Source organism: Lacrimispora sp. YZC11 (assembly GCF_057543815.1).
Map to the genome: position 1 here is coordinate 25,242 of NZ_BAAJYQ010000019.1, position 24,706 is coordinate 49,947.

Here is a 24,706-nt window from a genome sequence, read left to right on the forward strand (position 1 = left end):
ATTTCCCCCTTTTTCCTTCTGTTATCCCTTCACCGCACCCACCGTTACTCCTTCCAGAAAATATTTCTGCAAGGTAAAGAACAGAATAAACATGGGCAATGCTGAAATCGTTGCCCCTGCCATCATGGGTGAAAAATAAGTGGTATTTGCAAAACTGAAGTTTTTAAGCCCGACCTGAATGGTTTGCATCTGCTCATTGTTGCATATCAGAAACGGCCAGAAAAAGGTATTCCAGCTGCCCATAAAGGTCATGATTGCCATGACGGATAAAATTGTTTTAGAAATAGGCATGACAATTTTTATAAGGATCTGAAACTGATTGCAGCCTTCTGTTCTCGCCGCCTCCAAAATGGAGGTGGGAAGGGAGGAAAAGAACTGCTTCGCCATAAATACGTTATAGCAGGTGACCAGGGACGGCACGATCAATGCGGTATAAGTATCTGTCAGTTTCAGCACATTGGCTACCAGTATGTACAATGGAACCTGCGTGACCTGATAGGGCACCATCATCGCAAACAACAGCAGGAAGAATAATATCTTACTACCCGGAAACCTTATTTTTGCAAAAGCATACCCAGCCATTCCGGCAAATACCACATTGCTTATTGTGACGATGCCTGCAACGATCATAGAATTTATGATCCATCGGAACGAGCTTTTGCTGAATCCAAAAAAGAATTTATAAGAATCCAATGTTACATATTTAGGGATCAGAGAATAACTGGCGGCTCCAGTCTCATTTGGCGCTCCAAAGGAAGAGATGACCATGTAATAAATCGGAAACAGAGTCAGGATGGCCAAGAGGAGCAGGATGGCTGTCATTGCCCCGTTTCTTAACATTAATTTATATTTTTGATTGTTTCCATATTGCCTGAATAAACCCATACCAGCCCTCCTTCCTAGTACTCAACATCTGCAGCCATTACCTTAAACTGGAAGACTGCAAAGACCGCGATGATTCCTGCTAATAATAATGCCTGTGCACATGCTTCCCCATAGTTAAAATATTTGAAAGCATTGTTAAATATCAGCAATCCTACCATGGTTGTGGCATGATCCGGTCCGCCCCCTGTCATTAAATACGCCGTCTGAAATGCCTGAAACGCATTGATTACTCCGGTGATAGCCAGAAAAACAGTGGTCGGTTTTACCATAGGCCATACTACGTATTTGATTCTCTGCAAAAAGGTCGCTCCGTCAATATTGGCAACCTCATAATAGGTGGGATCAATCCCAAGCAATGCGGCCACATATATAATGACAGTAGAACCAAGGCCTGAGAATATTGTCATGATGATCAGTGACAGCATGGCCGTCTGGGAGCTGCCCAGCCAGTTCTGATTCTGGATCCCGATTGCCCGGATCATCGAATTTAACAGGCCGCTTGGCAGAGGATCAAATATCCATTTCCATACAAAAGAGAGAGCTACTCCCGATGCAATCCCAGGCAGATAAAATACTGCTTTGAAAAATGACTGGCTTCTTTTCTTAAAGGGAACCAGCAGAATGGAGATGATGAACGCCACCAGGATAGAGATAGGCACCGTTACGGCCGTATACACGACAGTGTTCCAGATGGATTTAAAGAAAAGTCCGTTTTTTAATGTGTTACTGTAATTGGTCAATCCCACGAACTCTGTTTTTAAGGGCTTATAGGATTGAAAGCTTACAATCGCCGCCTGTACTACCGGATATAATGTAAATATAATAAATGACACAATGGGTACGAATACGAAAACATACCCCCATTTGGCATCATTGTTTAACCGCTTTCTTTTCTTTGCTGTCTGCATACTCCTTCCCCTCTCCCTTTTTTCTAAAAAGCATAATGATCCCGCAGATAAGAAATGGGCATTGGCACCTGTTACGATTACCAATGCCCGGAAAATCATGATTTCCTATGGATCTCATTTCCCATTAATCCATAACACAGCCTTCCTCACCAAACGCCTCTACTGCAGCCTTTTTAATGGCTTCGTGCATCTCCTCCGGGGTGATTTCTCCTGCTAACAACCCCTGGAATTTTGGCAAAATAACCTCTTCCTCAATCTTTATCGCCTTTGCCCCTAAATCAGCCGGGATGTCAGGTCTGGCTTCCGCCACTTGGGAGGCAAGATTTTTAACTGCTTTTGTATTGTTCTCATTTTTTCCTTCCATTGAAGGAAGGGAGGCAAATGCTTCTTCTCCGGATTTACATACGGGGCTGATATAAAGTTCCTGACAGGTTTCTGCCGCTCTTTTTCCGCTCGCCAGGAAATAGGCGGCCTTTGCTACGTTCTTTAAATGATCCGGGCTTGGTTCATCCTTGCCGCGGAAACACACATAACCATCTACCGCTCCCTGTGCCTGCTGGTTATTTCCCTGGAATGTAGGAACCGGCAGTACGATGTACTCCACCTCCTGGCTTCCTTCTACTGCACTTCCGTCATTTGCAGCCAGCTTTTTATTATTATCGGTTGCAGACTTTTCAAAAACCGACAGTCCCTTGCCGGTGATCATGGTCTGCCCGGTCAGGAACATGTTCCATCGTTTTCCCGCATCCACGGAGCTTAATTCTTTCGGCATGGAGCCATCATCGATTAAGGCTCTGATGTCTTTTAAAAATGGAACCATATGACTGCTCGTATATGTATATTTCAAATCCTTGTCAAAGGCGGCAGGCATCCCTGCATTTTTTACAAAGATCGAAAAATAATCCTTTGCCGCTACGCCTGAACAGGCAAAAACAAAGCCGTACCGGGAATAGCTGTCTCCGTTCTTTACAACTCCTTTTTTAATGGCTTCCCGAAATTCTTCATAGGTCCAGCCATTTTTCTGGACTCCCTGCCAGTCAATCCCTGCTTCCTCCAGCATGGCCTTATTTCCGCCGATTGCCTGTACCTCAACATAGGCGGGAAATCCATAAAGCCCGTTGCCGTTTTTGAAATAGTTGATAATATCTGCGTTGTAATCTTCTATCATTTCCTTATCCGCATATTGGGAGATGTCTACCAGCATTTCCGTGTCCAGATATTTCGTGACCCCGTTAGAACCGATGAAGGCAATATCAGGCGGAGAGCCTGCATTTACCTGAACATCCAGCTTTTCCGTAATGTCTTCCCAGCTTGCCGTTGTGATCTGCAGCTCCACATCAGGATTGGCTTCGTTAAATTCCTTTGCATATTCCATCAGTTTATCCTGATAGGATGCAGAAACAGGCGGAAGCAATGCCTTAACAATGTCTTTTCCATTGCTTTGCTGTGCCGCAGTGCCCTTTGCGGTAGTTCCGCAGCCCGCCAGTGTACCGGCGATCATGGTTGCTGCCAACAGTACGGATAGTTTTCTTTTTTTCATGATTTCTCCTCCATTATTTTTATATCTGCTCTATGGCGTAACGCACATGTCCATGTGCCTTTGCCAACTTCTCCCTCGCCTCCTCGGCCCTGCATCTTGATAAAATAGATACAATCGCTGTCTTTGCATGGCCGTCTGCATAAGTCAGCGCATCCTGCGCCTCATTCCGTCTGCATCCCGTGGCCTCCATCACGATGTTTTCCGCCCTTTTTATCAGCTTTGTATTTGTTTGTACCACATCCACCATCAGGTTCTGATATGCCTTTCCTATTCCCACCATGCTTGCAGTGGATATCATATTACAGACCATTTTTTCCGCCGTACCTGCCTTTAGCCTGGTAGAGCCGGTCAATACTTCCGGACCGACCACCAGTTCAACAGCGACATCTGCTTCTACCGCCAGAATGGAGCCGGTGTTGCATACAATGGCAGCCGTCCTGCATCCGGTTTTTCCTGCATACCGCAGTCCTCCTAATACATAAGGCGTCCTGCCGCTTGCGGCAATGCCGATCACCACGTCAGCCGCTGTGAGATGAATATTTCTCAAATCTTCCTCTCCCAGGGTCTCGCTGTCTTCCGCACCTTCAACGGCTTTTATAAAAGCACCTTTTCCGCCTGCAATCAGCCCTACCACTTTCTCCGGTTCCACTCCAAATGTCGGCGGACATTCTGCCGCATCAAGCAGTCCCAGCCTTCCGCTTGTGCCTGCTCCCATATAGATCAGCCGGCCGGTTCCTCCAAGACTTTCCGTGCACCATTCCACGATCCGGGCGATTTTTTCCCGCTGGGTTTTCACTGCCTGAATTACCATTTCGTCTTCTTCATTCATAATACGGATTAAATCCAGAGGGGGCATTTCATCCAGATTCATGGTCTTTGGATTTCTGGTTTCCGTTACCATATTAGACAGATCAATCATCCGTATCCTCCTTCCCTTTCCTCAAAGCTGTTTCCATTATATATTTATGAATTCTTTTTGTCAAAGAATTTCAATTATTACGAAACGTTGTTTCACACATTGAAATAATCCATCAAATTTCACCATAATTTTCGACATTTTCCCTCATATTTTTCTACAATTTCCCCTTCTACTTACGCATTTTTATCATTGCATTCTTAAAGAACATCTTTTTCCATCACCGCCTGAACCTTCTTATCATCTTTTGTTTCATAGTTCCATTAAAAAAGCAGGTCAGAAAGTCTGTAAATATAAGACATTTCTGACCTGCAAAAGCAATGGCGCCGGTCAAGACCATGGAATTAACCCTGCCAAGCTTTGTATTACCTGATTTGTACTACTCCATCCACTATCCACTCTCCATTTGCGTTGACAGCGTAACCGTCCGGGGTGATGGCACTCTTAAACATAGCGCCATATTTGTATTGCGTTGCATGAACATCCGGATTTAAGTAGTAACATTTTCCATTAATCCATTTCCAGCCTATAACCATGGCGCCGTATGAGCCATCATGATTTTCGCTCATGTAGTACCAGCTGCCATCTCCGTCCAGATACCAGCCCGAAATCATGTGCCCTTCTGTGTCGAAGCGGTACCACGACACCAGACCATTATATGAACACTGATACCATTCATTTTTCGCATATGTTCCATCTTTCTTAACAGCCTGCCAGCCTCTGGCATTCTGTTTCCATACTACATTGGGATTGGGTGTAACTGTGCTTCCGGAATCCTTATCTCTGCCTGAGTTACTTGGGCGGTCTGGTTTTTCAGGAATTTCTGGTTTTTCAGGAATTTCTGGATTTTCAGGAATTTCGGGATTTTCTGGTTCTTCTGCAAGTTTTACATCGTCTCTGTCACGAATTCGTATACGAGGCACAGAATCCTCAGAGTCACCTATGACAGTTCTGGATGAAAGTCCTTCTGCAGACATATATGCACCGATTTCCAGACCCTTTATCACCTTATCCTTAGTAATATATCCGTCGATGAATATTCTTGCGGGCTTCCCTGACTGATCCTGCAGCATAATCGTTTCTACCAGATTATTCGGCGCATCAATGGAAATAACCTTGCCACTTACCGTGACTAAACTGCCAAGGTTCTTGCCCTCATAAGCTTCTTGCGTGGTTTCCTTAACAGGCCCCGGAAGTTCCTTTATATTCGTATCAATTACCATAAGCTTCTCAACTGCCAGCTGTCTCTCTCCTTGATAAGAAGAAGTTTTTCCAAATACCCTGATGGTCTGGCCCGCTCTTATGTCACCGGATACAGGAAAAAGATTAATTCCACCAGTCTCATCCTGCACATAGATACTATCGAAGAAAGCAGTATCTTTATCATAACCAGAAGCGTTGGATGTAGCTATGCCCTCGATTATAAACCGCTCGCCCTCACCAGCCGCCTGCACTTCCTTAATAGATGTAATCTGCAATTGATTCGTCTTATCTAATAAATTCGCCATAATCTGGTAGTTGCTGTAATCATTGGTGGCCGCACTGTCAAATGTCAGCTGGAAATCGCTCATCGTCGAACATCCTGATAAATATAGTGTAGATGGTTCGCCATCACTAAAATAAAGCTCCTGAGTAGCTGCCAATACAAAACGTCCGTCTAATTTCGCCAATGCGTCTCCTGATAATCCTACGCCGTCTTTATCCAGGCTTTTCGTATCTGCCGGTGCGTATACCAGAGGTGCCGCTCCTGACGGAAGCATGGCGCTGTCTCTGACTGGACTTCCACTTTCATCGATTGCATAAATGTCCGCATTGCCATAGGTGTTGAATTTAAGCCCTGCCTCCACTCCGGTCATATAGGGGTTCAGCGGATTATAATCGGTGCTCAGGATACCAATCACTCTGCCGTCATTGCTGGCAGCGCTCTGTAACTCATCATCTGCAAAACGGAATGCACTTCCAAGAGCTTCCAGGATCTTGTTCTGCTGAGCCGACATATGATCCCCTGCCTTGGACTCATCACCTTTGAAACCATCATATGCCTCATAGGTATCGCTCCAGGCACAGACCATTATCGTCTTGCCGCCCTTTTTAGCAAAAGCTCTGACAGCATCAAGCTCTTCCTCAGTATAGTTCTTATAATCCTCCCGCAGCTTCGTACCATCGCGTCTGGAAGGCGCATTTAACAAAAGTCCAACATATTTGTCGTCCCTTAAAGCGGCTATTAGTTCCTCGCTCGTGTTAAGCGTGACCATCCTGATATTGTAATCCCCCGCTAAGGTGGTGAAATTCCCCATACTGTCCTTATAGTTTCCATTCACATATTCATTATAATGACTGGCATCTATCCCAAAATATTTCATCTTCGAACTGTCACGTACTTCTATTTCCAGAGTAAAGCTGAATGTCTTACGATCGCCATCCAGTTCCATTTGGGCGATGGCTTCTATTTCATTTACTCCTACCTTATCAAGTTTAAACGCTTTGTTTACAGTGTAAGTTCCAAATGACTTTAAATTGACGTTCAGATCTTCACTTTCAAGCACCTTATCACCAGTTTTAAATGTCAGCCTGGTAAGTGTGGCATCTGATTCTTCATTATTGAAAGCTGTGACTGTAAACTTCACCGGATCGCCTGTCACTGGTACGTCTGTATCACAAGTGAAGGAAGATATACCTGCTTTTGCAGCGGAACCATACCACACAGGAGCCGTTACGGCGATATTTTTATCCGCCTGAGTAACACGTATGTAATAATATCCTTTCTTTGCCGGAAGCTCAAAGGTGAACTCTCCGCTATTTCCGGTACCTTCTTTTTTTCCTGCTATTGCGCCGCCATTTGTCACTACTTCTACACTTTTAATGATATCTGACGGATCTGGGTCATCTACGCTTACAGAAATATTCAACGTTTTCACATCATCTGACACATCTAAGATACTTCCCATAAGCTCATCATTCAAAGTATACATGATATTCATGTTTTTATCTTCTGTCGCGTATACACGCAAGTCTTTAAGCGCACTTAAAATCCCTGTCTCAGATAAATCATCTGTGATGACGACTGTCCTGGCCGTATTCGCATTGCCCCAACGCCCTTTATGATTATCCTGATTATTGGAAGGCGCTAAATGCCAGCCCTTATCCAGTGCTTTCGTATATTCACTGTAACTTGGGAAATATCCGCCTGAACCGATAGAACCTTCGCCGTTGCCTACTTCTACTAAAACCATTTTGGCGTCTCTTGCCGGTGTATAGTATGCAAAATCTGAAAATGTACCAAACGTCTTGCCCGGGTGGTTGAACTGTGAAAGATTCGCCAACGGATCTGGATCAGCAGTCAGAATGTCATAGTACGCCTTCATACCTGCATCATTTTTCTTGTCATTGAGCGTGGTATTGTTGCGGCTGACCAGTCCTGATGAGCCAAATGTATTGATGTGGCCGGGACCGCCGGACCATGTCATCTCGAAACCGGATAATGCCTTTCTGGAACTGGTTTCGTTAAACGTTCTCGTCTGCTCCCTGTATTCCTCCCATATCGCCCTGCTCTCAGATGTCATAAGATCCGGGTCATTAAGCGCCTCTTTCGGATTGGGTGCATCTTTTGTATCAAAATAGTTGGAATGATCTGTAAAGGATACAAATTGCACATTGTCTTCTTCCGGTATATTTGCAAGATAATTAAGACCATCTTTGACAGACCCGGAACCATCCGAATAGTTCGTGTGTCCATGAAGCTGTCCGAAATACGCGGTAAAAGCAGTCTTGCCTATGGTGAATTTCCAATTCTCGGTAAAAGACACTTTATCTTCCCGAACGACCGTTACCTGTGCATTATAATTGCCGTCTTCCAGCACCTTAGGCGAAAAAGCATATGTTGCGCTGTCAGCGGCCGTCTCTTTGAGATTCATAGACTGGTCTGTATAAATAGCAGTGCCATCTGCCTTATTGAGAGTGAGACTTACCGATGGGTTACTTCCAATATTAGCCAGTTTGATGGAAATCTCAGGCGCTTTCACGTCTCCTGTCGCTTTATTTCTCTCAGGGGTAACCGCCAGTATCTGCGGTTTGTCATTGATAGCGATAGTAACAATCCCACTCTCTGCTTCGAGACCAGTTTTATCTTTCGCTTTGAATTTTATGTATAAGGCCTGCTGCCCTTTAGCAAAATTTTCTGCCGGAATGACTGCCTCATAGTTGTTCGTATCCTGATTAAATGTCATGGACAGTGACTTGCCCTGCGTATCCTCTGAAGGCCCGAAAAGAACCTCCACACTCGCCACGCCCACATTGTCCTTAACCTGGACGGATATTGGATACTCCTGATCCGGTCTTGCATCAATATAGGTGCCTAAGGTAATGACTGGTGGTTTGGTGTCATTTTTCACATAATAGACTGGAAAACCATTTTTCTCTTCTGTGCCGGTGTATAGCTGAATCGTTTGATTATATCTGCCTATCATGGCAGTCAGATCTACAGTCTCTCCTTCTACGACGCCTTCCGGATATGGAGCTGCCTGATAAATATTAATCGTGCCGGTTGCATCAGTTACAGGCGTACTGCCTGATGTATTGAGCTTGCCAAGTGTGACATCCTCTATCAGAACAACTCTGTCAATAAGTCCGCTTATCTCTAAATCAGCGGTATCTGCCATGGCTTTTATCTGATTGACGGTATACTTCACAGGCGTTATCGATGCCTCATCCTGCTTAGCAGCGATTTTTGCTTTATCTTTCGTGGATGTTATCTGAGGCATACCATAGCGAATCTGGTAATCTCCCGTGATTTCCAGTATATCACCTATCCTGGCGTCATCCGGCGCCGCTCCATAAATATAGATACTATACTGGCTGCCATCTATCACGGACTGGAGCACCGGATTTCCATATGTAGTGGCCAGATATGACAACTCCCCTGTAACAGTCACATCTTTTGTGTTCTGTCCCAACGCCAGCACATCTTTAATCGTCATCACTTTACCGGATTCACGGATTGTATAAGAAAACTCAGCTATTTCACTGTCCTCCAGCCCTTCCTTAACTGCGCGCACATAGTATGTAACCGGTTCATCAATCATCAGCTTGTCAGCGTTTGAATATATTATCCATTCATCGGCAGCATTAGACTCCGTATTGTACTCTATCACAGCATCTGATGTTGCCGTAGAAAATGTGAGCTGTGTTCCTTTCAATACCGGTCCGGCAGCCGGTGTTGCAATAGGTGTCTTGCATTTCGTTTCTTCCGGTTGATTCCCGCCTTCCTCATAGGAACTGTTGTGCGGCTCAGGCTTTCCAATCTTGAAATCAGCGCTGTTATTGTCGGTATCAACTGCCGGGTCCTTGCGGATAGCTGCGGTAGAATTTGACATTGCAGCGGTTGGTTGGGTCTCATACTCCTTCGCTGCGCCAATTCCTACTAAATCAACGAGATTCTCATCGCTTTTATCTGTTAACTTCACGGTGTCTTTGGACAATGCCGCTGCACCATCTGTTCCAGACATTGCAATAACACCTAAAGCGTCAGGTTCTGGAAGTTCTGGCGCATCTTTATTCGTCCCGTCTGCTTCCTTTATCAGGTAATAGCCGCCAGCTTCGATGGTCCCTGAAAGTTTCGTTAACTGACCGTCGCCTACAGGATTATAGGAGCTGAACGTGTTTTTAGCCAACCACTGTATTGACCACCCATCCAGGCTCACATCTTCATCCGTAGGATTGTACAATTCAATAAAATCACTCTTCCATATACAGTTACTATTGCCTCCGCCGCCATATACCTGACTGATCACTACGTGGTCTGCCAGACTCATGTCGCTAAGTGCGGACTTATCTTCTACAGGTTCCATAGCACTGGCTTCCTCTTTCACAGCGCCCGTATCTCCCTTATCCTCTGTATCTCCCTTATCCCCCGTATCTCCCTTATCGCCTGTATCTTCTTCCATCTTTTCTGGAATGTCTGTATCCGTGTCCTTGTCTGCCTCACTGGGGCTGGCTTTATTATCTCCCCCACTGGAACTTTCTGCCCCATACCCGTTTGTCAGGTTTGAATCTGTCTTCATCGCAAAACCAGGCACGACCAACAGATTCATACACATGGCAACTGACAGAAACAAACTTAACAGCTTCCTTAAGTTCATAACTTTTCTTCTCCTTCCATTTTTAATGGTATCACCTAATTAACCTTATTATAATGAATTATAAAAAAGTACCAATTTTATATATACTTTTAATACAAAATATGTGAAAATCGTCACTGTTTTTTCCTGTATTTTCTATTCTTTTCATTAACCACCATGACCGGCTTGTCCACCGCATTCTTCCTGCTGCACATAAACGCGCTTAGGAATGCTACTAATGGCACAGTCATTACAATACCTATGGAACCCGAGATACCCTGTATAATCTCCAACGCCATCATGTCACTGTTAAAAATCTGCAAATATGGATAATCAAAGATTCTGAACAGTATCAACATATTGAGTGCCGAACCAGCAAACGCTAATATCAGCGTGTTAGCCATGGTCCCCATGGCATCCCTGCCTATATTAATACCCGACTGAATCAGTTTTTGTCTGTTCAGCTCCGGATTCAGCTGATGCACCTCAAATACTGCAGACGTAATAGTCATAGCCACATCCATGACTGCGCCAAGTGCCGCTATGAGAATGGCACTGATCAATAATCCGCTGATATTCAGACTTGTCCTATCTGCACGGAGAACTAATTCTTCTGCCTCCGACATATTAAAACCGTTTATCGGTGTAGCAACTGCCGTAAGAGCTGCTGCGGCCCCAGCCATCGCTACGCCACCCACGCAACCAATGGTTGCACAGAAAGTTTTCATCGATAAGCCATTTAACAGTACCAATGAAGCAGCTGTGGTAACAGCTGCTATGACAACAGATGACAATATAGGATTAATGCCATGCCTTATCATGGGTATGAGCAAAAACCAGATATCTACGATAGCAAATACAAGCCCCAATATAGCGGCTATTCCTTTTTTTCCCCCGAATACAGCTAAAAACAGCACGAATATCACCGTCAATCCAAGCAATGCCGGACCCCTGTTATAATTGGGTATGGATGCGATATAGGAAAGCCCATTGGCATCTATATCCATCCTGGCGATTATTTTCGTACCTACTTTTAAGTCCACATTGTTGTATGCACTCATATAATTGACTGCTGGCAATATCTTACCTCTGTCCTCACCGCTGTCTATCTGCACATAGACTTCCTGTACTCCTATACGCAGTCCCTCTGTCCAGTCTTCTGCTTTCGCCTCGTCTCTGATGAGTTCAGTCACATGTGCCCTGGCAAACTTTATCTGGCTTGCCGCCGTTGGCACTTCCCCTGGCAGTGGCTGATTTATCCATATGAGAATTGCTATAAATACCATGCAGAAAAGGAATGAGGCTATAAGTTTCATGCAGAGTGTTTTCTGATTTTTCATTTTTAAGTACACCTTTCTGCGAAAGGCACCAATGTGGTTATGAACCCTGCGCCCTTCGTCCTGTTTATTTTGTAAGTTAATTAGGTTGCATTGTCGACACACTTCAGAGCCCTTTTATGCGATAACATGTACAAAATTTTTCGCAAATAATACTCTGGAAGCGCTAAACATGTAAAAATTGGAAATATAGCGTTCTGTATAATTCTATTCCAGTCTCAACCACTTAAGTACTCCTTATCTCTTTCCTTTTAAATATTCCAGTCAATCGGATATATGCAATCCTCTTCGCTACTTGATGAGGTTAAATGAAAGCTACCGTAATCACACCTGTATAGCAGGCAGCTGATGAAAAAGATTGCAAAAAAAACAGGCCAGAATGTCTGTAAATATAAGACATTTCTGACCTGCAAACGCAGCAAAATTCTGAAGCTGTTATAGCAGTGCTTTTAACAGCACTTAAGATATCTGGTATATTAAAGGACCATACACCACAGGGGAATGGTCACCAGAGATAACAGGGTAGTCACCACCACGCATTTTGTGGCAAAAATATAATCCCCATCATATTTGGCTGCCAATATGGCGGTAGTGCTTCCTGCAGGCATTCCGGTCAAAAGGACGGATACTCCGGACAAAAGGGGGGGTACATGGAAAGCCCGGCAGCATAAGTAAACCAGAAGAGGAAGCAAAAACAGGCGGATGAAGGCATACCTTATAATCCCCCAGTCTAATATGCTTCCCGGTTCCACCTCCGCCAGTATGGCGCCGATTAAGACCATGGATACGGTGGTGGTACAGCTTCCTACGCTCCTGATGGTGTTTTGAAGAAATGCCGGCACCGGCAGCCGGGTGATCATGAGAACCAGGCCAATATAGACCGCTATGATGCAGGGATGAGTCAAAACCTTTTTCACAACGGTTTTCCGGTCCGGGCTTTCCGTAAAATAAGAAACCCCGGCAGACCACATGACGATCCTTTGGGGGATCAGAAATATGGAAGCATACATGAGCCCTTCCGCACCATAGACGCCTTCTGCGATAGGATTACCCATAAAGCCCGCATTGGAACAGACCGTGCCATACTGGAGCACTTTTTTACGGCTTTCCGGTTCCCTGTTGTAGAGAACCTTTGCAAGCATAAGGCATCCCATCTGGATGAGGGCGGCAATGGTAAGTATCACGGCAAAGCCCTTTAAGATATCCAGATTAAACTCGATAAAAAATGATTGAATGATGTTGCAGGGAAGGATTAAATAGATCACCAGGTCCGTAAGAATGGCCTTTGCCCCTTCCGGCAGGATCCCCTTCTTTCTAAGTACAACGCCTGCTGCCACCAGGAGAAACAGCATCCCCTGGAGGTTTAAAAGACGATTATAGTCCATGTCTAACTCTCTTCTTTGGATTTCATATATTCATCCATTGCCAAAGCCACTGTCTTAGAATAGGCAACGGCTTCTACTACAGTTCTTGCTCCCAGAACCACATCTCCGGAAGCGAATATGCCCGGAATGGTTGTCTGACCTTTCTCATCTGTCATCAAAAGACCGTTCTGGCTGGCCAGTAAGCCCTTGGTGGTATTCACCAGCTTGCTTTTCGGCCCCTGGCTGATGGAAATGATGGTGGAATCTGCAAAAATCTGTTCCCGCTCTTCATCAATGCCGATCTGGTTTCCTTCCCCATCATATCGGATATTTTCAAACAACGGACCATCATCCGTAATCTCCACGATTTGTTTCCCAAACTGGAAGTAAGCACCATCAAGCTTTGCATAGGCTGTTTCGTGATCGCTGGCATTGCTTGATAAGCCTCTGGCATAAAGGGTCACCTTCCTGGCTCCGTGGCGGATCACGGTCCTTGCCACATCCATGGCGGAATTCCCAACGCCAATGATGGCAACCGTCTCTCCCAGATCATAGGCATCGGGATTTGCCAGATAATCGATGGCATAATGAACATTTCCCAGGGATTCCCCTTTTACGCCCAGGGTTTTCGGCCTCCAGACTCCGGTTCCGATAAAGATGCTCTGATAGCCGTCACGGATCAGATCCTTGATCTCTAAGGCTGTTCCGATGGCCGTATTGGGGCGGATCTTCACCCCGATTTCCAGAAGCTTCTTTTTGTAGCGCTCTAAAATAGTCTTTGGAAGACGGAATTCCGGTATCCCGTACTGGAGAACGCCTCCCACCTTATCCTTGGCATCGAAAATTGTCACGCTGTAGCCTTCTTTGGTCAAAAGAAAGGCAATGGTGATCCCAGCCGGACCTGCGCCGATTACCGCTACCTTCTTCCCGTTTTTCGGCTTGCACTCCACATTCATCTTGTTAAAGATGGTATCAGAGATATAATTTTCTATGCTGCTGATATGCACCGGCTGTCCTTTTCTGCCCAGAATGCAGTGGCCCTCGCACTGTCTTTCATGATTGCACACAAGGGAACAAACCAGGGACATGGGATTGTTTTCAAACAACATTTCTCCTGCTTTGTTTAAACCTCCTTCTTTAAAAGCCGTAATCATCTGGGGGATAGGGGTATTGACAGGACAACCCTGCCGGCACAGGGGCTTCTTACAATTTAAGCATCTGTTTGCTTCATCAATTACATGAACAGCCATAATTTATCTTCCTCTCTTTTTCTGTGGCATAATTTACTGAAAGAAGGCAAGTGAAACGCCGCCTGAATTTCGTAAATCAGCCGCTCCATGCGCCAAAGTACATCAAACTTTCTTCACCTATGGATTTTATCTCTCAATAACTTGATAGTTGCATATTGTATACAGTTTTATTATTATTTTTCACATCATATCACACTCAAAATAATAAAATCAATAGGCAGCATTTATGTACAGAAAAAAATAAATTTTGTCAAAAATATATCGAATTATGGACGTTCTGCCATTTCCATAAATAAAAAAGAATCCGGAGGATAAGGGCGGAAAAGTATCTCCAAACACCTCTATCCCGGATTCTCTGTTTTTAAAATTATTTTCCTTCGTAGGTAATCATGGCTTCCACATCATATCCTGCAAGCTTTTCCCTGCCATTTAATCCTGCAAGCTCCATGATAAAGCAGATTTTCACCACTACGCCGCCAAGCTCCTCGACCAGTTTTATGATGGCTTCAATGGTACCGCCTGTAGCAATCAAATCATCTATGATAACCACTTTTTGCCCTGGTCTAATGGAATCCTTGTGGATCTCAACGGTTGCAGTGCCATATTCCAGCTCGTAATCGGCAGACAGGACTTCCCTTGGAAGCTTGCCTTTCTTTCTCACCGGAATAAAGCCCTTATGCTCTGCATAGGCCACCGGAACACCAAAGATAAATCCCCTTGATTCCGGTCCCACTACCGAATCATATTCCACTCCTTTTAACATATCCCTTATGCCATCCACCGCTATGGTAAGCCCGTCCGGATCCTCCAGAATGGTGGTCACATCTCGGAAAATGATACCTTCCTCCGGAAAATCAGGAATGCTTGTGACATAGTCTTCTAATCTTTTCATTGTCATACCTCGTATTGTCATAATTTGTTTACGGATGAATCAACTGGATATGCAGGCATATCCAGTTGATTCCCGTCCCTTATCCTCTTGGATGGGCGCCCGTATAGGCGCGGCGCAGATTTTCCCCCTGAGTATAGTTCATATACATCTGTGTCGTAGCCATATCGGAATGTCCAAGCATGGCTTGTACCGCATGAATATCCGCTCCGTTGCGGAGTAAATGTGCCGCAAAGGAGTGGCGCAGGGTGTGAGGCGTAATGTCTGCCTTGATCCCTGCCTTATCCCCATAGAATTTTATAATCTTCCAAAATCCCTGGCGGCTCATGGATTTCCCGTTGCAGTTGGTAAAGAGCCACTCCGATTCCTGACCCCTCAACAAATAATCCCGGCCCCGCTCCATATAAGCCGAAAGGGCCAGCTTGGCCACTTTTCCAAAAGGAACCATACGTTCCTTGTGTTCATCCCGGCAGGTAATATATCCTATGGACAGGTTTGCATCGGTTCTCTTTAGATGAATCAGCTCCGACACCCGGATCCCGGTGGCATAAAGCAGTTCCAGCATGGCCCGGTCCCGAAGCTCCTTTGGGGTCTCGCCGTCCGGCTGGCTTAACAGGTTGTTTACCTCATCCACCGTTAATATGGTAGGCGCCTTTTTCTCTACCTTGGGCGCCTTTAACAGCTCTGCCGGGTCCTTCTGGATTCTTCCTTCCCTGCATTCGTAATGAAAGAATGCCTTCATGGAAGCCAGACAGCGTGAAATGGTAGTAGTAGCCTTCCCCTCTTTCTCCAGATGCAGGATATAGGAATTAAGACTGGTCTTTGTTACCTTGTCCACCTCCGTGATTCCCTGCTTCCCTAAAAAAGAAGCCAGCTGCATCAAATCCCTCTGATAAGATACCTCTGTGTTCTTTGACGTTTTTTTAATCTCTCTCAAATAAATGATAAAATGATTGATCTCTGCTACCATCTCAATATCCCCTGACCTTTCGGCTTCAAAAATGCCCTAAAATAAGGCTTCTTCCTACCATTATATAGACTATTTTCGATAAAATCAAACACATTTTTCCCACTATAAAGACATTTTAGGACTACTTTACATAACATGTACTAGATGTTGGTAATGCGTGACTTTTTTTCGCAAGATATGGGGAAATGGACCATTTTATTTTTTTTAATACTTTCTCTATTAGAGGACCATTTTTAAGAAAAACGGGTTAATCCAGGCCTCACAGGCACACCCAAGAGCAGTCAGGAACAGAAGAAGCAAAAAGGCCGGGATCCGGAAACGCCGTCCATTTTGCAATCCCCATAAAAGAAGGATGCTCCAAAGTGGAAGATAACACAGCCCCTGGGGCATGACTGTCATAAGGAACACAGGGAGCCCCATAAGCCCCTTTTGGACCGTTATGACGGAAAGGACAAATCCCATGGAAAATCCGATTCCTGCCGTCAGCAGACAATACAGAGGAACCGCATAAGCAGTCAGTCCGATGAGCCATGCGATCCATACCTCTATCCCCCGCTGCCTTAACACCTGATAAAAAAGCTGTACCCTTTCCCCTTTGTCCAGATTCATATTTCTGTCCAAAAGGCCCAGATAATATCCGGCTTCCTCCACAAACGACGGGTACCAGAAATTTGCCATGACAGTACCGGCAATAAGCCCGATAAAAAAGCAAAAGAGATAGCGGTCCTCTGCCCTTAGGTTCCGCTCCAGGGAAGCATACATACCTCCTGGTCCCGGTCCTCTTCTCAAACGGAATCTAAGCGTACGAAACAAACTGGCCATTAAAAATCCCCCTACAGGTCTTGTCATAATCTGACTCATAATGAATCAAGGGATATGCTTGCGTACCCAGTTGACTCATAAACTCAAGGTTGAAAGACGTCTTTTTTTCAACCTTATGCCTGCAAAGGGACATTTATTCTTGCAAAGCCAACAAGACGGTACTGCTGTTTTACAGGCTTTCCTACTTTACACCGTACTTTCTCCCATAGGCCAGGATTGCCGCAATGGTCTTGCCGTCGGTAATCTCCCCCCGGTAGATCTTCTGTTCTAAATCACCTAACTCCCATTCCTCCACCTCGATGTATTCGTCTTCATCCAGGTTCTGTTTGGAAGGCTCTAATTCCCTTGCAACAAAAATATCGATGGCTTCATCGCAGAACGCAACCGTTGTGTTGACGCTGATCAGATACTCCATCTTTTCCTTATCCGTCTTATAGCCTGTCTCCTCCTCTAACTCCCTGTGGGCGCAGTCGAGCTTCGGCTCATCGGGGCTGTCAAGGGCTCCGGCCGGAATCTCCAAAGTATACCGGTCCAAGGCATTGCGGTACTGACGCACCATGAGAAGCTTCCCGCTTTTCGTAACAGGAACCACTGCCGCTGCTCCGTTATGGTGGATGAAATCCCAATGGGCCAGATGGCCGTTGGCATCTACCGTGTCCTCGTATATTTTTAAAATGTTTCCCACATACTTTAATTCTCTGTCAAGTCGTTTTACAGGCTTTTGTTCCATTGTCTTACCTCCATGTCCGGTATCATTCTATTATAGTTTCTCGCACTTTTTAAAGCAGGCATCCGCTGCCTTTATGACCGCGCTGCGGAATCCGGATTCCTCCAGGGCCGATACTCCCTCAATGGTGGTGCCTCCCGGCGAACACACCTTATCCTTTAAAGCTCCCGGATGCTCCCCTGTCTCCAGGACCATCCTGGCACTGCCAAGAACCGTCTGAGCCGCCATCTCATAGGCAGCATCCCTGGGAAGTCCATACTTTACCGCACCGTCTGCCAGAGCCTCGATGAACATGTAAACATAAGCAGGAGAACTTCCGCTGGCACAGACTACTGCGTTCATAAGCCGTTCTTCCACGATCCGCATCCTTCCCAGAGAACGGAAAATATCACCGATTGTCTCCTTCTCCTCCTGGGAAAAAGCCTTCTCATCGTAGCAGACTCCTGTCATTCCTTCCCCAAGGAGAGCCGGGGTGTTAGGCATGGCGCGGACCATCCGTTTTTCTTCTCCCAGCTTTTCCTTTAACTGGGCCGTTGTGATCCCGGGTGCAATGGAAATGATCACATGGTCCTCTGTCACCTCATTGCGGATATCAGACAGCACCGGATCAAAATACTGGGGTTTCACGGCCAGAACCACGTATTTTGCCTGGCTCGCACACCGGGCATTGCTTTCAGCATAAGCCACTCCCATTTCTGAACTGATCTGCGCGCAACGTTCTTTATTCACATCGGTAAAAATGATGTCTTCCTTCCCGTATGTCTTTAATAATCCCTTTAATATTGCAAAACCCATATTTCCGATTCCGATGATTCCTATTTTCGCCATAATCTCTTCCTCCTGTTTCTGTTTGGAAATCTGCAATGAATCAGCATCATTCTAGCACCATTTTTCCAAATGTCAATCATCTAAATCTTCCTGATTGACGGAAATGATCCGGACTCCCTTCTTCCGAAGGACAGCCTTCTCCTGCTCCTTAAATTCGTGATCCGTAATGATCCCGGTATAATCGGCCAGGCAGTTGATCCGGTTCATCCCCTGCCGGTTGAATTTGGAATCATCCACTGCCAGAAAAGACTGCTGGCACTGCTTTACAAGCTGGCGCTTTAGAAATGCCTTATCAGTGGTAGGCGTCAGCACATGGAACTCCCCGCTTATGGCGGCAGCCCCGAAAAATCCCGAATCAAACCGGAAATCATCGATCATCTGGGTGGTGTAATAGCCTAAGGTACTGCCTGTAGACTTCTGGACATAACCGCCGCACAGGATCAGCTCCGCCTTGCTGTTTTTCATAAGAAGGGCAATTTCTAAATCATTGGTAACGACCGTCATATTTTCCTTATCCATGATCCGTTTTGCGATCTCATAGGTGGTGGTTCCGGCATCTAAATATATGGTAGTCCCTTCCCTGATGAATTCCACGCATTTCTCTGCGATCAACACCTTCTGTCCATGATTTATCACGCTTTTATCCGCATAGGCCACTTCGGTCTTACTTACCGCTCCTCCGTGGCAGCGTTCGATCAGCCCCTCCTTTTGAAGCTTTTCCAAATCCCTGCGGATGGTCATAGGGCTGACGTCCAGCTTTATTGCCAGCTCCTCAACCTGGACGCTTCCATCCTCCTGTATCATGTTCAGAATCTTAATCTGCCTTTCCGCCATCATCATGACCTGTTCCTCCTGTTATAGAGCCTGTACCTGTTTCAGCATAAAAATCCCTGCCGCCGGAAGCTCCGGCGGCAGGGCATCTGTTTTCCGCACAAATTCCCTTATGTATATCATAAATGATTACAGGAAAATACTCAATATCAAAACTTCAACAAATCCAACCGCCCATGCGATGGTGGACGTGACGGAATAGGTGAGGATCTGGTCCTTTACTTCTCCAACTCCCAGGGTCCGGTTTACCACCCAGAAATAGCTGTCATTAAAATAGCTGAAGAACAGGGAACCTACGCAGCATGCCATGGCTCCCAGGATGGGATTCACTCCTGCAGCCAGGATGATGGGGGCTGATATGCTGGCCGCCGTTGTCATTGCAACCGTGCCGGAGCCCTGGATAAAGCGCATGGCCGTGGCAATGAGGAAGGGAAGGATGACAATGGGAACCGCGGTGCCGGCAAGGGCTTCTGCCATATAGGTTCCAAGTCCGCTGTCCTTGATGATCTGTCCAAGAGCACCGCCGCCTCCGGTTACCAGCATGATGATCCCCGCAGATGCCATCCCTTTTTCCATTTCCTTGATCGCCTCTTCTCTGGTCAGGCTTCTTCCCAGGGTGAAGATCGCCAGCACAAGTCCGATTCCTACCGCTACGATGGGGCTTCCCAGAAACTGAAATACCATCATAAAGCCGGAGGTTTTTCCCAAAGCGCTGGAAACCGTACTGATCAGGATGAGGATGATGGGAAGGAACAGGGGGGCAAAGGATTCCAGGGCCGAAGGCAGACTTTCAGAACCAATGGAGAAATCCTGGGAATAATCCGGCTCCTGATAAGGGAGGCGCACAAAACCTTCTTTATCATCAGGAATCTGGTAAAGCTTTTTTCCGATCCATCTTGCATAAAACGTACAGGCCACGGTCATTGGAATGGCGATGACAAGTCCATAAAGTATGAATCTTCCCACGTCCACTCCAAAGATGCCGCATACGCCCAAAGGGCCGGGAGTGGGCGGAACAAGGCTGTGGGTGATCACAAGTCCTGCTGCCAGAGACGCACCCAGGGAAATCACCGATTTTTTCGTCACCCTTGAAATAGCCTTTGCAATGGGGGCCAGGATCACAAATCCGGAGTCACAGAAAATTGGAATGGAAACCAGAAATCCAGTAAGGGCAAGTGCTTCTTCCTCCCTCTTTTTTCCAAAGAGTTTTAAAAACGTCTGGGCCATCCGCTTGGCAGCACCGGTTCGTTCAAATATCTGCCCCATCATTACTCCAAAGCCGATGATAATTCCTATACTCCCAAGCGTTCCCCCAAAACCGGTTGTTATAGAATTAACAATACCAAGGGTCTTTCCATTTTCCAAGGTTACATTTACAAGAGGCATGCCTCCTGCCACACCAATGATGACCGAAGCCATGATCAGGGCCAGAAAAGCGTGGATCTTTGTTTTCAGTACCAAAAATATCAGAATCACGATGCCGATTCCAAGAGCAATCATCATTCTTTCGCCGCTAAGTCCTCCTACCATATAGAAACCCTCCTCATAATTTTCTCTGCCCCTGTTACGCCTTTTTAAAGCGGGGGGAATACTTTGCCGCAAGTAAAATAGCCTCAACCATGCTGACAGCGCTTGCCTTTCCGGTCCCTGCGATGTCAAACGCCGTGCCATGGTCCACCGAGGTGCGCAGGATGGGCATCCCGTTGGTAATGGCAATGGTCCGGTCAAAATCCAGGGTCTTTGTGGCAATATGGCCCTGATCATGATACAGGGAAAGTACGCTGTTAAACCGCCCCTGAGCTGCCTGATGGAACACGGAATCCGCCCCGATCGGGCCTGTCACCGGATACCCCTCTTCCTGTAATTCCAATACGGCGGGAATGATCTCCTTCACCTCTTCGTCACCAAACAGGCCGTGTTCCCCGCAGTGAGGATTCAGTCCGGCAACCGCCATGGTCCCATCCTCTACTCCCAGCCGTTTCAATGCCTCAAGGCAGCGCTTCACATAATCCTTAATCCGCTCCTTCGTCACCATATCCAGCATTTTTCTTAAGGATACATGCCTGGTGAGGAAGAAGACCCTCAGCCCGTTGGTCTCAAACATGGTAAGGGGATCCTCTGTTTCCGTCAGGGCGCTGAATATCTCCGTATGACCGATAAATGGGATGCCTGCCGCCTTTAAGGCCTCCTTGTTGATGGGTGTGGTTGCCACCGCATCCGCCCTTCCCTCGTTTGCCAGCCTGATGCTTTCCTCAATGTATTCATAAGCTGCCCTGCCGCACATTCCGCTGACCTCCCCGAAAGCAAACTGGTCCATGCCGACGTTATCCAGATCAATGAGGTTTAATATCCCTTTTTCAAATTCCCCCTCCTCCGGCTCCTTTACCGTCTTGATTTTTAAATCCGCCCCTGTAATTCTGATGGCCTGCTCCATGATCTTTTTATCTCCTACTGCAATGCATCCGGCTGCCTCAATGACCCTTGGCTCTGCCAGCGCCTTTGCTACGATCTCCGGACCAATGCCGGCCGGATCTCCGATGGGTATTACAATTAGTGGTTTGCTCATATTTATTTCCTCCGTTTCTTAATTTTGCATATGGTTTACATAAATAACTTCTCTTTTAAGTAAGTAATGCAACGGTTCGCCGCATCCGGCTCTCCTACCATCCCTCCCTTTGTTATGATGGACACCCCTTCAAAATCTCCCTTTAAAAATTTCCCGTAGGCGGCAAGGGGAAGGACCTCATCAAGGAGGCATAAGCCGGCAGTGTGGAACTTACGGCAGATGGCTACCGTGATATCTCCTCCGCTGCTGTAGATTCCTTGAAAGCTGCTGTTATATGTAAACACCCGGCAAGTGATTTCCGCAAAGGAATCACAGATCAGCCCGGTCATCTCATCCATTCCCCCGGGAAAGCCGGATTCATACCTTTTTAAATCAACTCTGTTTTCCGGATAGATCCCATCTCCTGTAACAGTAAGGATTTCATAGGACTCACTGGCCTCTAAAACCTCCTTTACCGTCCGTTTGATTTCCTCCTCCCGGCTTTCTTCGCTCTCCAGGAATTTTGCGGCGGAAACAAAAATGTTATGGGCAGTCCGCTGGGTCAGCCACAGCTCTTCCATCTGTTTTCTTGTCACAGGATTTACGCTTCCCACGACGGCCAGTATCTTGTTCTTTCTTTCCTTATCAAGCGGAATGATCTGCTTTCTGGCAACGGTGGAGGTAAACACTCCCGGATCTACTGCCGCAAATTTGATTTTGCTTGTAATGGCCGCATCCGCGATTAAGTCTAAATCCTCCTGAGTCACACAGTCCATGACAATGATCCTGCACCCCTCCTTTACAAGCTCCCTGATACGTTCTGCCAAAGCATGCTTTCCATCCATCATGCCGCTCATCTCAATGCTTCCCACTTTATACCTGCTCTGGATTTCAAAAATTTCCTTCACATCCGATGAGAGCACAGGAGTCTTGGGATCCAGGGCTGCCTCCGTCTTGTGAAGGGGCAGCCCTTTTACCATCATATATCCGCCGATAACGACCCTTCCCGAGGCTGGAAAACATGGGGCGCATATGGCGGTATAGTCCGGTCCCAAAGCATCTAAAAGAGCGTCCGTTTCCCTCCCCACATTTCCTCTGAGAGTGCTGTCAATACGCTTTGCATATACCTTGACTTCTTCATTTTTCAAGAGGTTGGTCACGTTAAACACCCGGTTATAGGCGGTTTCGCTGCTTGCCCCTCTGCTGTCTGTTGGATACATGATACAATCGCACTGATCGAACAGGGATAAATTCAGACGTTCCGAATTCATCACGGTGTAGGTCCGGTAATTCATCTTCTTAAGCAGAACCCCGGTGGCATTTGCCCCGGTTAAATCGTCTGCTACCACAATACATTGAGGCATAGTTCCTCTCCCTTCTTTGCATCAGTTCCGGAATGGGAACGTGTTGTCTCCGGAATCGATTCATGTTTGTTTGTGTTTATTTATATTCTTTATTCTTGTTCGTTTATGTTCTAGATCTTACATTGTCTGTTCAATATTGTCAATATACTTTTTAAATTCTTTTACTTTTTATTGATTAAATACAAAAATAGCTTATAAGTCTTATTAAGTATTTATAGGAGATGCTGGAAAGTGGCTTAAATACAGGTATCTTTTCATGTCTTTTTGCTTTTCGATATAAATCTATATCTTGTGGTTTTGGAAATCCACAGCCAAAGCTGTTATATGCCGTTACCCGCTCATTTTCATTCCCGCCCTCTCCAATTTTGAATGTAAAAAATCCCGCGTCAAACATAGGAAGCAGGTACCCATTTCCGAAATGGCACACACTATGCCATTTACGAAGTGATGTGGAAATAAGCCTGGATGTATGGTATAATTTTCTCGTTGATAGGTAATCTGTACACAGCTAAATCATACATCCCAACAGAGGGTTAATTCAAAAATAAGGAGAATACAGGTGGAAGTAAGAATTGAACTGGCATATGACCGGCCTCAGGAAGTTATCCGCTTGTTCACTGAATATACGGATAATATTATTTCTAAAGATACCGAAGTAGCAAAGTGCCTTGATTCCCAGCACTATGACGATGAAGTGAGAGATTTGGATGTAAAGTATGGTTTGCCCAATGGCCGGCTCTATCTTGCTTATTTAGACAGTGATATTGTTGGATGTGTTGCTTTGAGGCAGTTGGATGATCGTTATTGTGAAATGAAACGTTTGTATGTCAGACCTGGATATCGGGGAAAACAAATAGGAAACGCTTTGATCGGGCAAATAATTGCAGATGCCAGGCAGATAGGATATAAGCATATGCGTTTAGACACTTTCCCTTTTATGGATCTTGCCATTCAGATGTATTACCGGTATGGGTTTTATAAAATTGAACGCTACAACGATAATCCTGCTTCTACAGCAGTTTTCATGCAGCTGGATATGTAAAAGAATCTAATATCTCCTTGTGAGATCCAGGCACCATTTGGCAAGTAAAAATTCCCGGACTGGTTTCCTCCATTTATCATGACCGGTCATACATTTGACCGCTACAAAAAAATTTTCTATTGACATTTTAATTTTTATCTCATATACTGTAACAAATCAAAGTGATAAACTGTTGAGCAGGAGTAAGTAAGAACTTAACATCATGCACAGAGAGCTTCCGGTTGGTGGGAGGAAGCGTTGATGTCTGGTCTGAATGGACCTGCGAGGGCGGCTTGAAACCGATTTTATGATCGGAAGTAGGTGTCGACGGGTTTCCTATCCGTTATCAAGGGGAGGCACATGTTAGTGTGTTATAAAGCGGGAGAAGTCTAT

The 24,706-nt window shown here is 45.8% G+C and carries 18 protein-coding genes and 1 other annotated feature (1 of these 19 running past the window's edge); of the genes, 1 reads left to right on the forward strand and 17 read right to left on the reverse strand.

Features of this window, described 5'->3' with window-relative positions; genetic code table 11:
• Positions 1 to 21: 21 nt before the first annotated feature.
• From AC27IJ_RS20970 to AC27IJ_RS21050, 17 genes are all read right to left on the reverse strand, one after another.
• The gene (locus tag AC27IJ_RS20970; RefSeq protein WP_312503581.1) at positions 22 to 885 is read right to left on the reverse strand and encodes a carbohydrate ABC transporter permease; all 864 of its coding nucleotides are present in this window, start codon (positions 883 to 885) and stop codon (positions 22 to 24) included.
• Positions 886 to 899: 14 nt separating this feature from the next.
• Positions 900 to 1,793, reverse strand: coding sequence for a carbohydrate ABC transporter permease (locus tag AC27IJ_RS20975; protein WP_312446159.1), 894 nt, complete (start codon positions 1,791 to 1,793; stop codon positions 900 to 902).
• Between the two features lie 124 nt (positions 1,794 to 1,917).
• Positions 1,918 to 3,333, reverse strand: coding sequence for an ABC transporter substrate-binding protein (locus tag AC27IJ_RS20980; RefSeq protein ID WP_487150663.1), 1,416 nt, complete (start codon positions 3,331 to 3,333; stop codon positions 1,918 to 1,920).
• 19 nt (positions 3,334 to 3,352) lie between these two features.
• Positions 3,353 to 4,252, reverse strand: a complete 900-nt coding sequence (gene murQ / locus AC27IJ_RS20985) for an N-acetylmuramic acid 6-phosphate etherase (RefSeq protein WP_312503579.1) — start codon at positions 4,250 to 4,252, stop codon at positions 3,353 to 3,355.
• 362 nt (positions 4,253 to 4,614) lie between these two features.
• Entirely contained in the window at positions 4,615 to 10,386 is a 5,772-nt protein-coding gene (locus AC27IJ_RS20990; RefSeq protein WP_487150665.1) for a lamin tail domain-containing protein, read from the reverse strand.
• A gap of 113 nt (positions 10,387 to 10,499) precedes the next feature.
• Entirely contained in the window at positions 10,500 to 11,705 is a 1,206-nt protein-coding gene (locus tag AC27IJ_RS20995) for a YibE/F family protein (protein ID WP_487150667.1), read from the reverse strand.
• A gap of 473 nt (positions 11,706 to 12,178) precedes the next feature.
• Positions 12,179 to 13,087 carry an AEC family transporter gene (locus tag AC27IJ_RS21000; RefSeq protein WP_312446171.1) on the reverse strand — a complete coding sequence of 303 codons (909 nt, stop codon included), beginning with the start codon at positions 13,085 to 13,087 and terminating at the stop codon, positions 12,179 to 12,181.
• 2 nt (positions 13,088 to 13,089) lie between these two features.
• A complete protein-coding gene (locus AC27IJ_RS21005; RefSeq protein WP_312446174.1) occupies positions 13,090 to 14,316 on the reverse strand; it encodes an NAD(P)-dependent oxidoreductase in 1,227 nt (408 codons plus the stop codon).
• Between the two features lie 367 nt (positions 14,317 to 14,683).
• Positions 14,684 to 15,208: an adenine phosphoribosyltransferase gene (locus tag AC27IJ_RS21010; RefSeq protein ID WP_312446176.1), complete on the reverse strand. Its 525-nt coding sequence runs from the start codon at positions 15,206 to 15,208 to the stop codon at positions 14,684 to 14,686.
• Between the two features lie 79 nt (positions 15,209 to 15,287).
• On the reverse strand, positions 15,288 to 16,175 hold the full coding sequence (gene xerD / locus AC27IJ_RS21015; RefSeq protein WP_312446178.1) for a site-specific tyrosine recombinase XerD: 888 nt from the start codon (positions 16,173 to 16,175) through the stop codon (positions 15,288 to 15,290).
• 219 nt (positions 16,176 to 16,394) lie between these two features.
• A complete protein-coding gene (locus AC27IJ_RS21020; protein WP_487150670.1) occupies positions 16,395 to 16,997 on the reverse strand; it encodes a stage II sporulation protein M in 603 nt (200 codons plus the stop codon).
• Between the two features lie 181 nt (positions 16,998 to 17,178).
• The gene (locus AC27IJ_RS21025; RefSeq protein ID WP_487150672.1) at positions 17,179 to 17,727 is read right to left on the reverse strand and encodes an NUDIX hydrolase; all 549 of its coding nucleotides are present in this window, start codon (positions 17,725 to 17,727) and stop codon (positions 17,179 to 17,181) included.
• A gap of 30 nt (positions 17,728 to 17,757) precedes the next feature.
• Positions 17,758 to 18,552, reverse strand: a complete 795-nt coding sequence (gene proC, locus AC27IJ_RS21030) for a pyrroline-5-carboxylate reductase (protein ID WP_487150674.1) — start codon at positions 18,550 to 18,552, stop codon at positions 17,758 to 17,760.
• A gap of 72 nt (positions 18,553 to 18,624) precedes the next feature.
• Positions 18,625 to 19,392, reverse strand: a complete 768-nt coding sequence (locus AC27IJ_RS21035; RefSeq protein WP_312446184.1) for a DeoR/GlpR family DNA-binding transcription regulator — start codon at positions 19,390 to 19,392, stop codon at positions 18,625 to 18,627.
• A gap of 120 nt (positions 19,393 to 19,512) precedes the next feature.
• Positions 19,513 to 20,913, reverse strand: coding sequence for a GntP family permease (locus AC27IJ_RS21040; RefSeq protein ID WP_312446185.1), 1,401 nt, complete (start codon positions 20,911 to 20,913; stop codon positions 19,513 to 19,515).
• Positions 20,914 to 20,947: 34 nt separating this feature from the next.
• Entirely contained in the window at positions 20,948 to 21,949 is a 1,002-nt protein-coding gene (pdxA, locus tag AC27IJ_RS21045; RefSeq protein ID WP_312446187.1) for a 4-hydroxythreonine-4-phosphate dehydrogenase PdxA, read from the reverse strand.
• A 35-nt stretch (positions 21,950 to 21,984) separates the two neighbouring features.
• The gene (locus AC27IJ_RS21050) at positions 21,985 to 23,292 is read right to left on the reverse strand and encodes a four-carbon acid sugar kinase family protein (protein ID WP_487150677.1); all 1,308 of its coding nucleotides are present in this window, start codon (positions 23,290 to 23,292) and stop codon (positions 21,985 to 21,987) included.
• A gap of 559 nt (positions 23,293 to 23,851) precedes the next feature.
• Between AC27IJ_RS21050 and AC27IJ_RS21055 the strand changes: the two genes are divergently transcribed.
• Positions 23,852 to 24,334 (forward strand): GNAT family N-acetyltransferase, encoded by a 483-nt coding sequence (locus tag AC27IJ_RS21055; protein WP_331663067.1) that lies wholly within the window; start codon positions 23,852 to 23,854, stop codon positions 24,332 to 24,334.
• 163 nt (positions 24,335 to 24,497) lie between these two features.
• Positions 24,498 to 24,706 (forward strand) — a binding site (T-box leader); it runs 56 nt beyond the window's last position.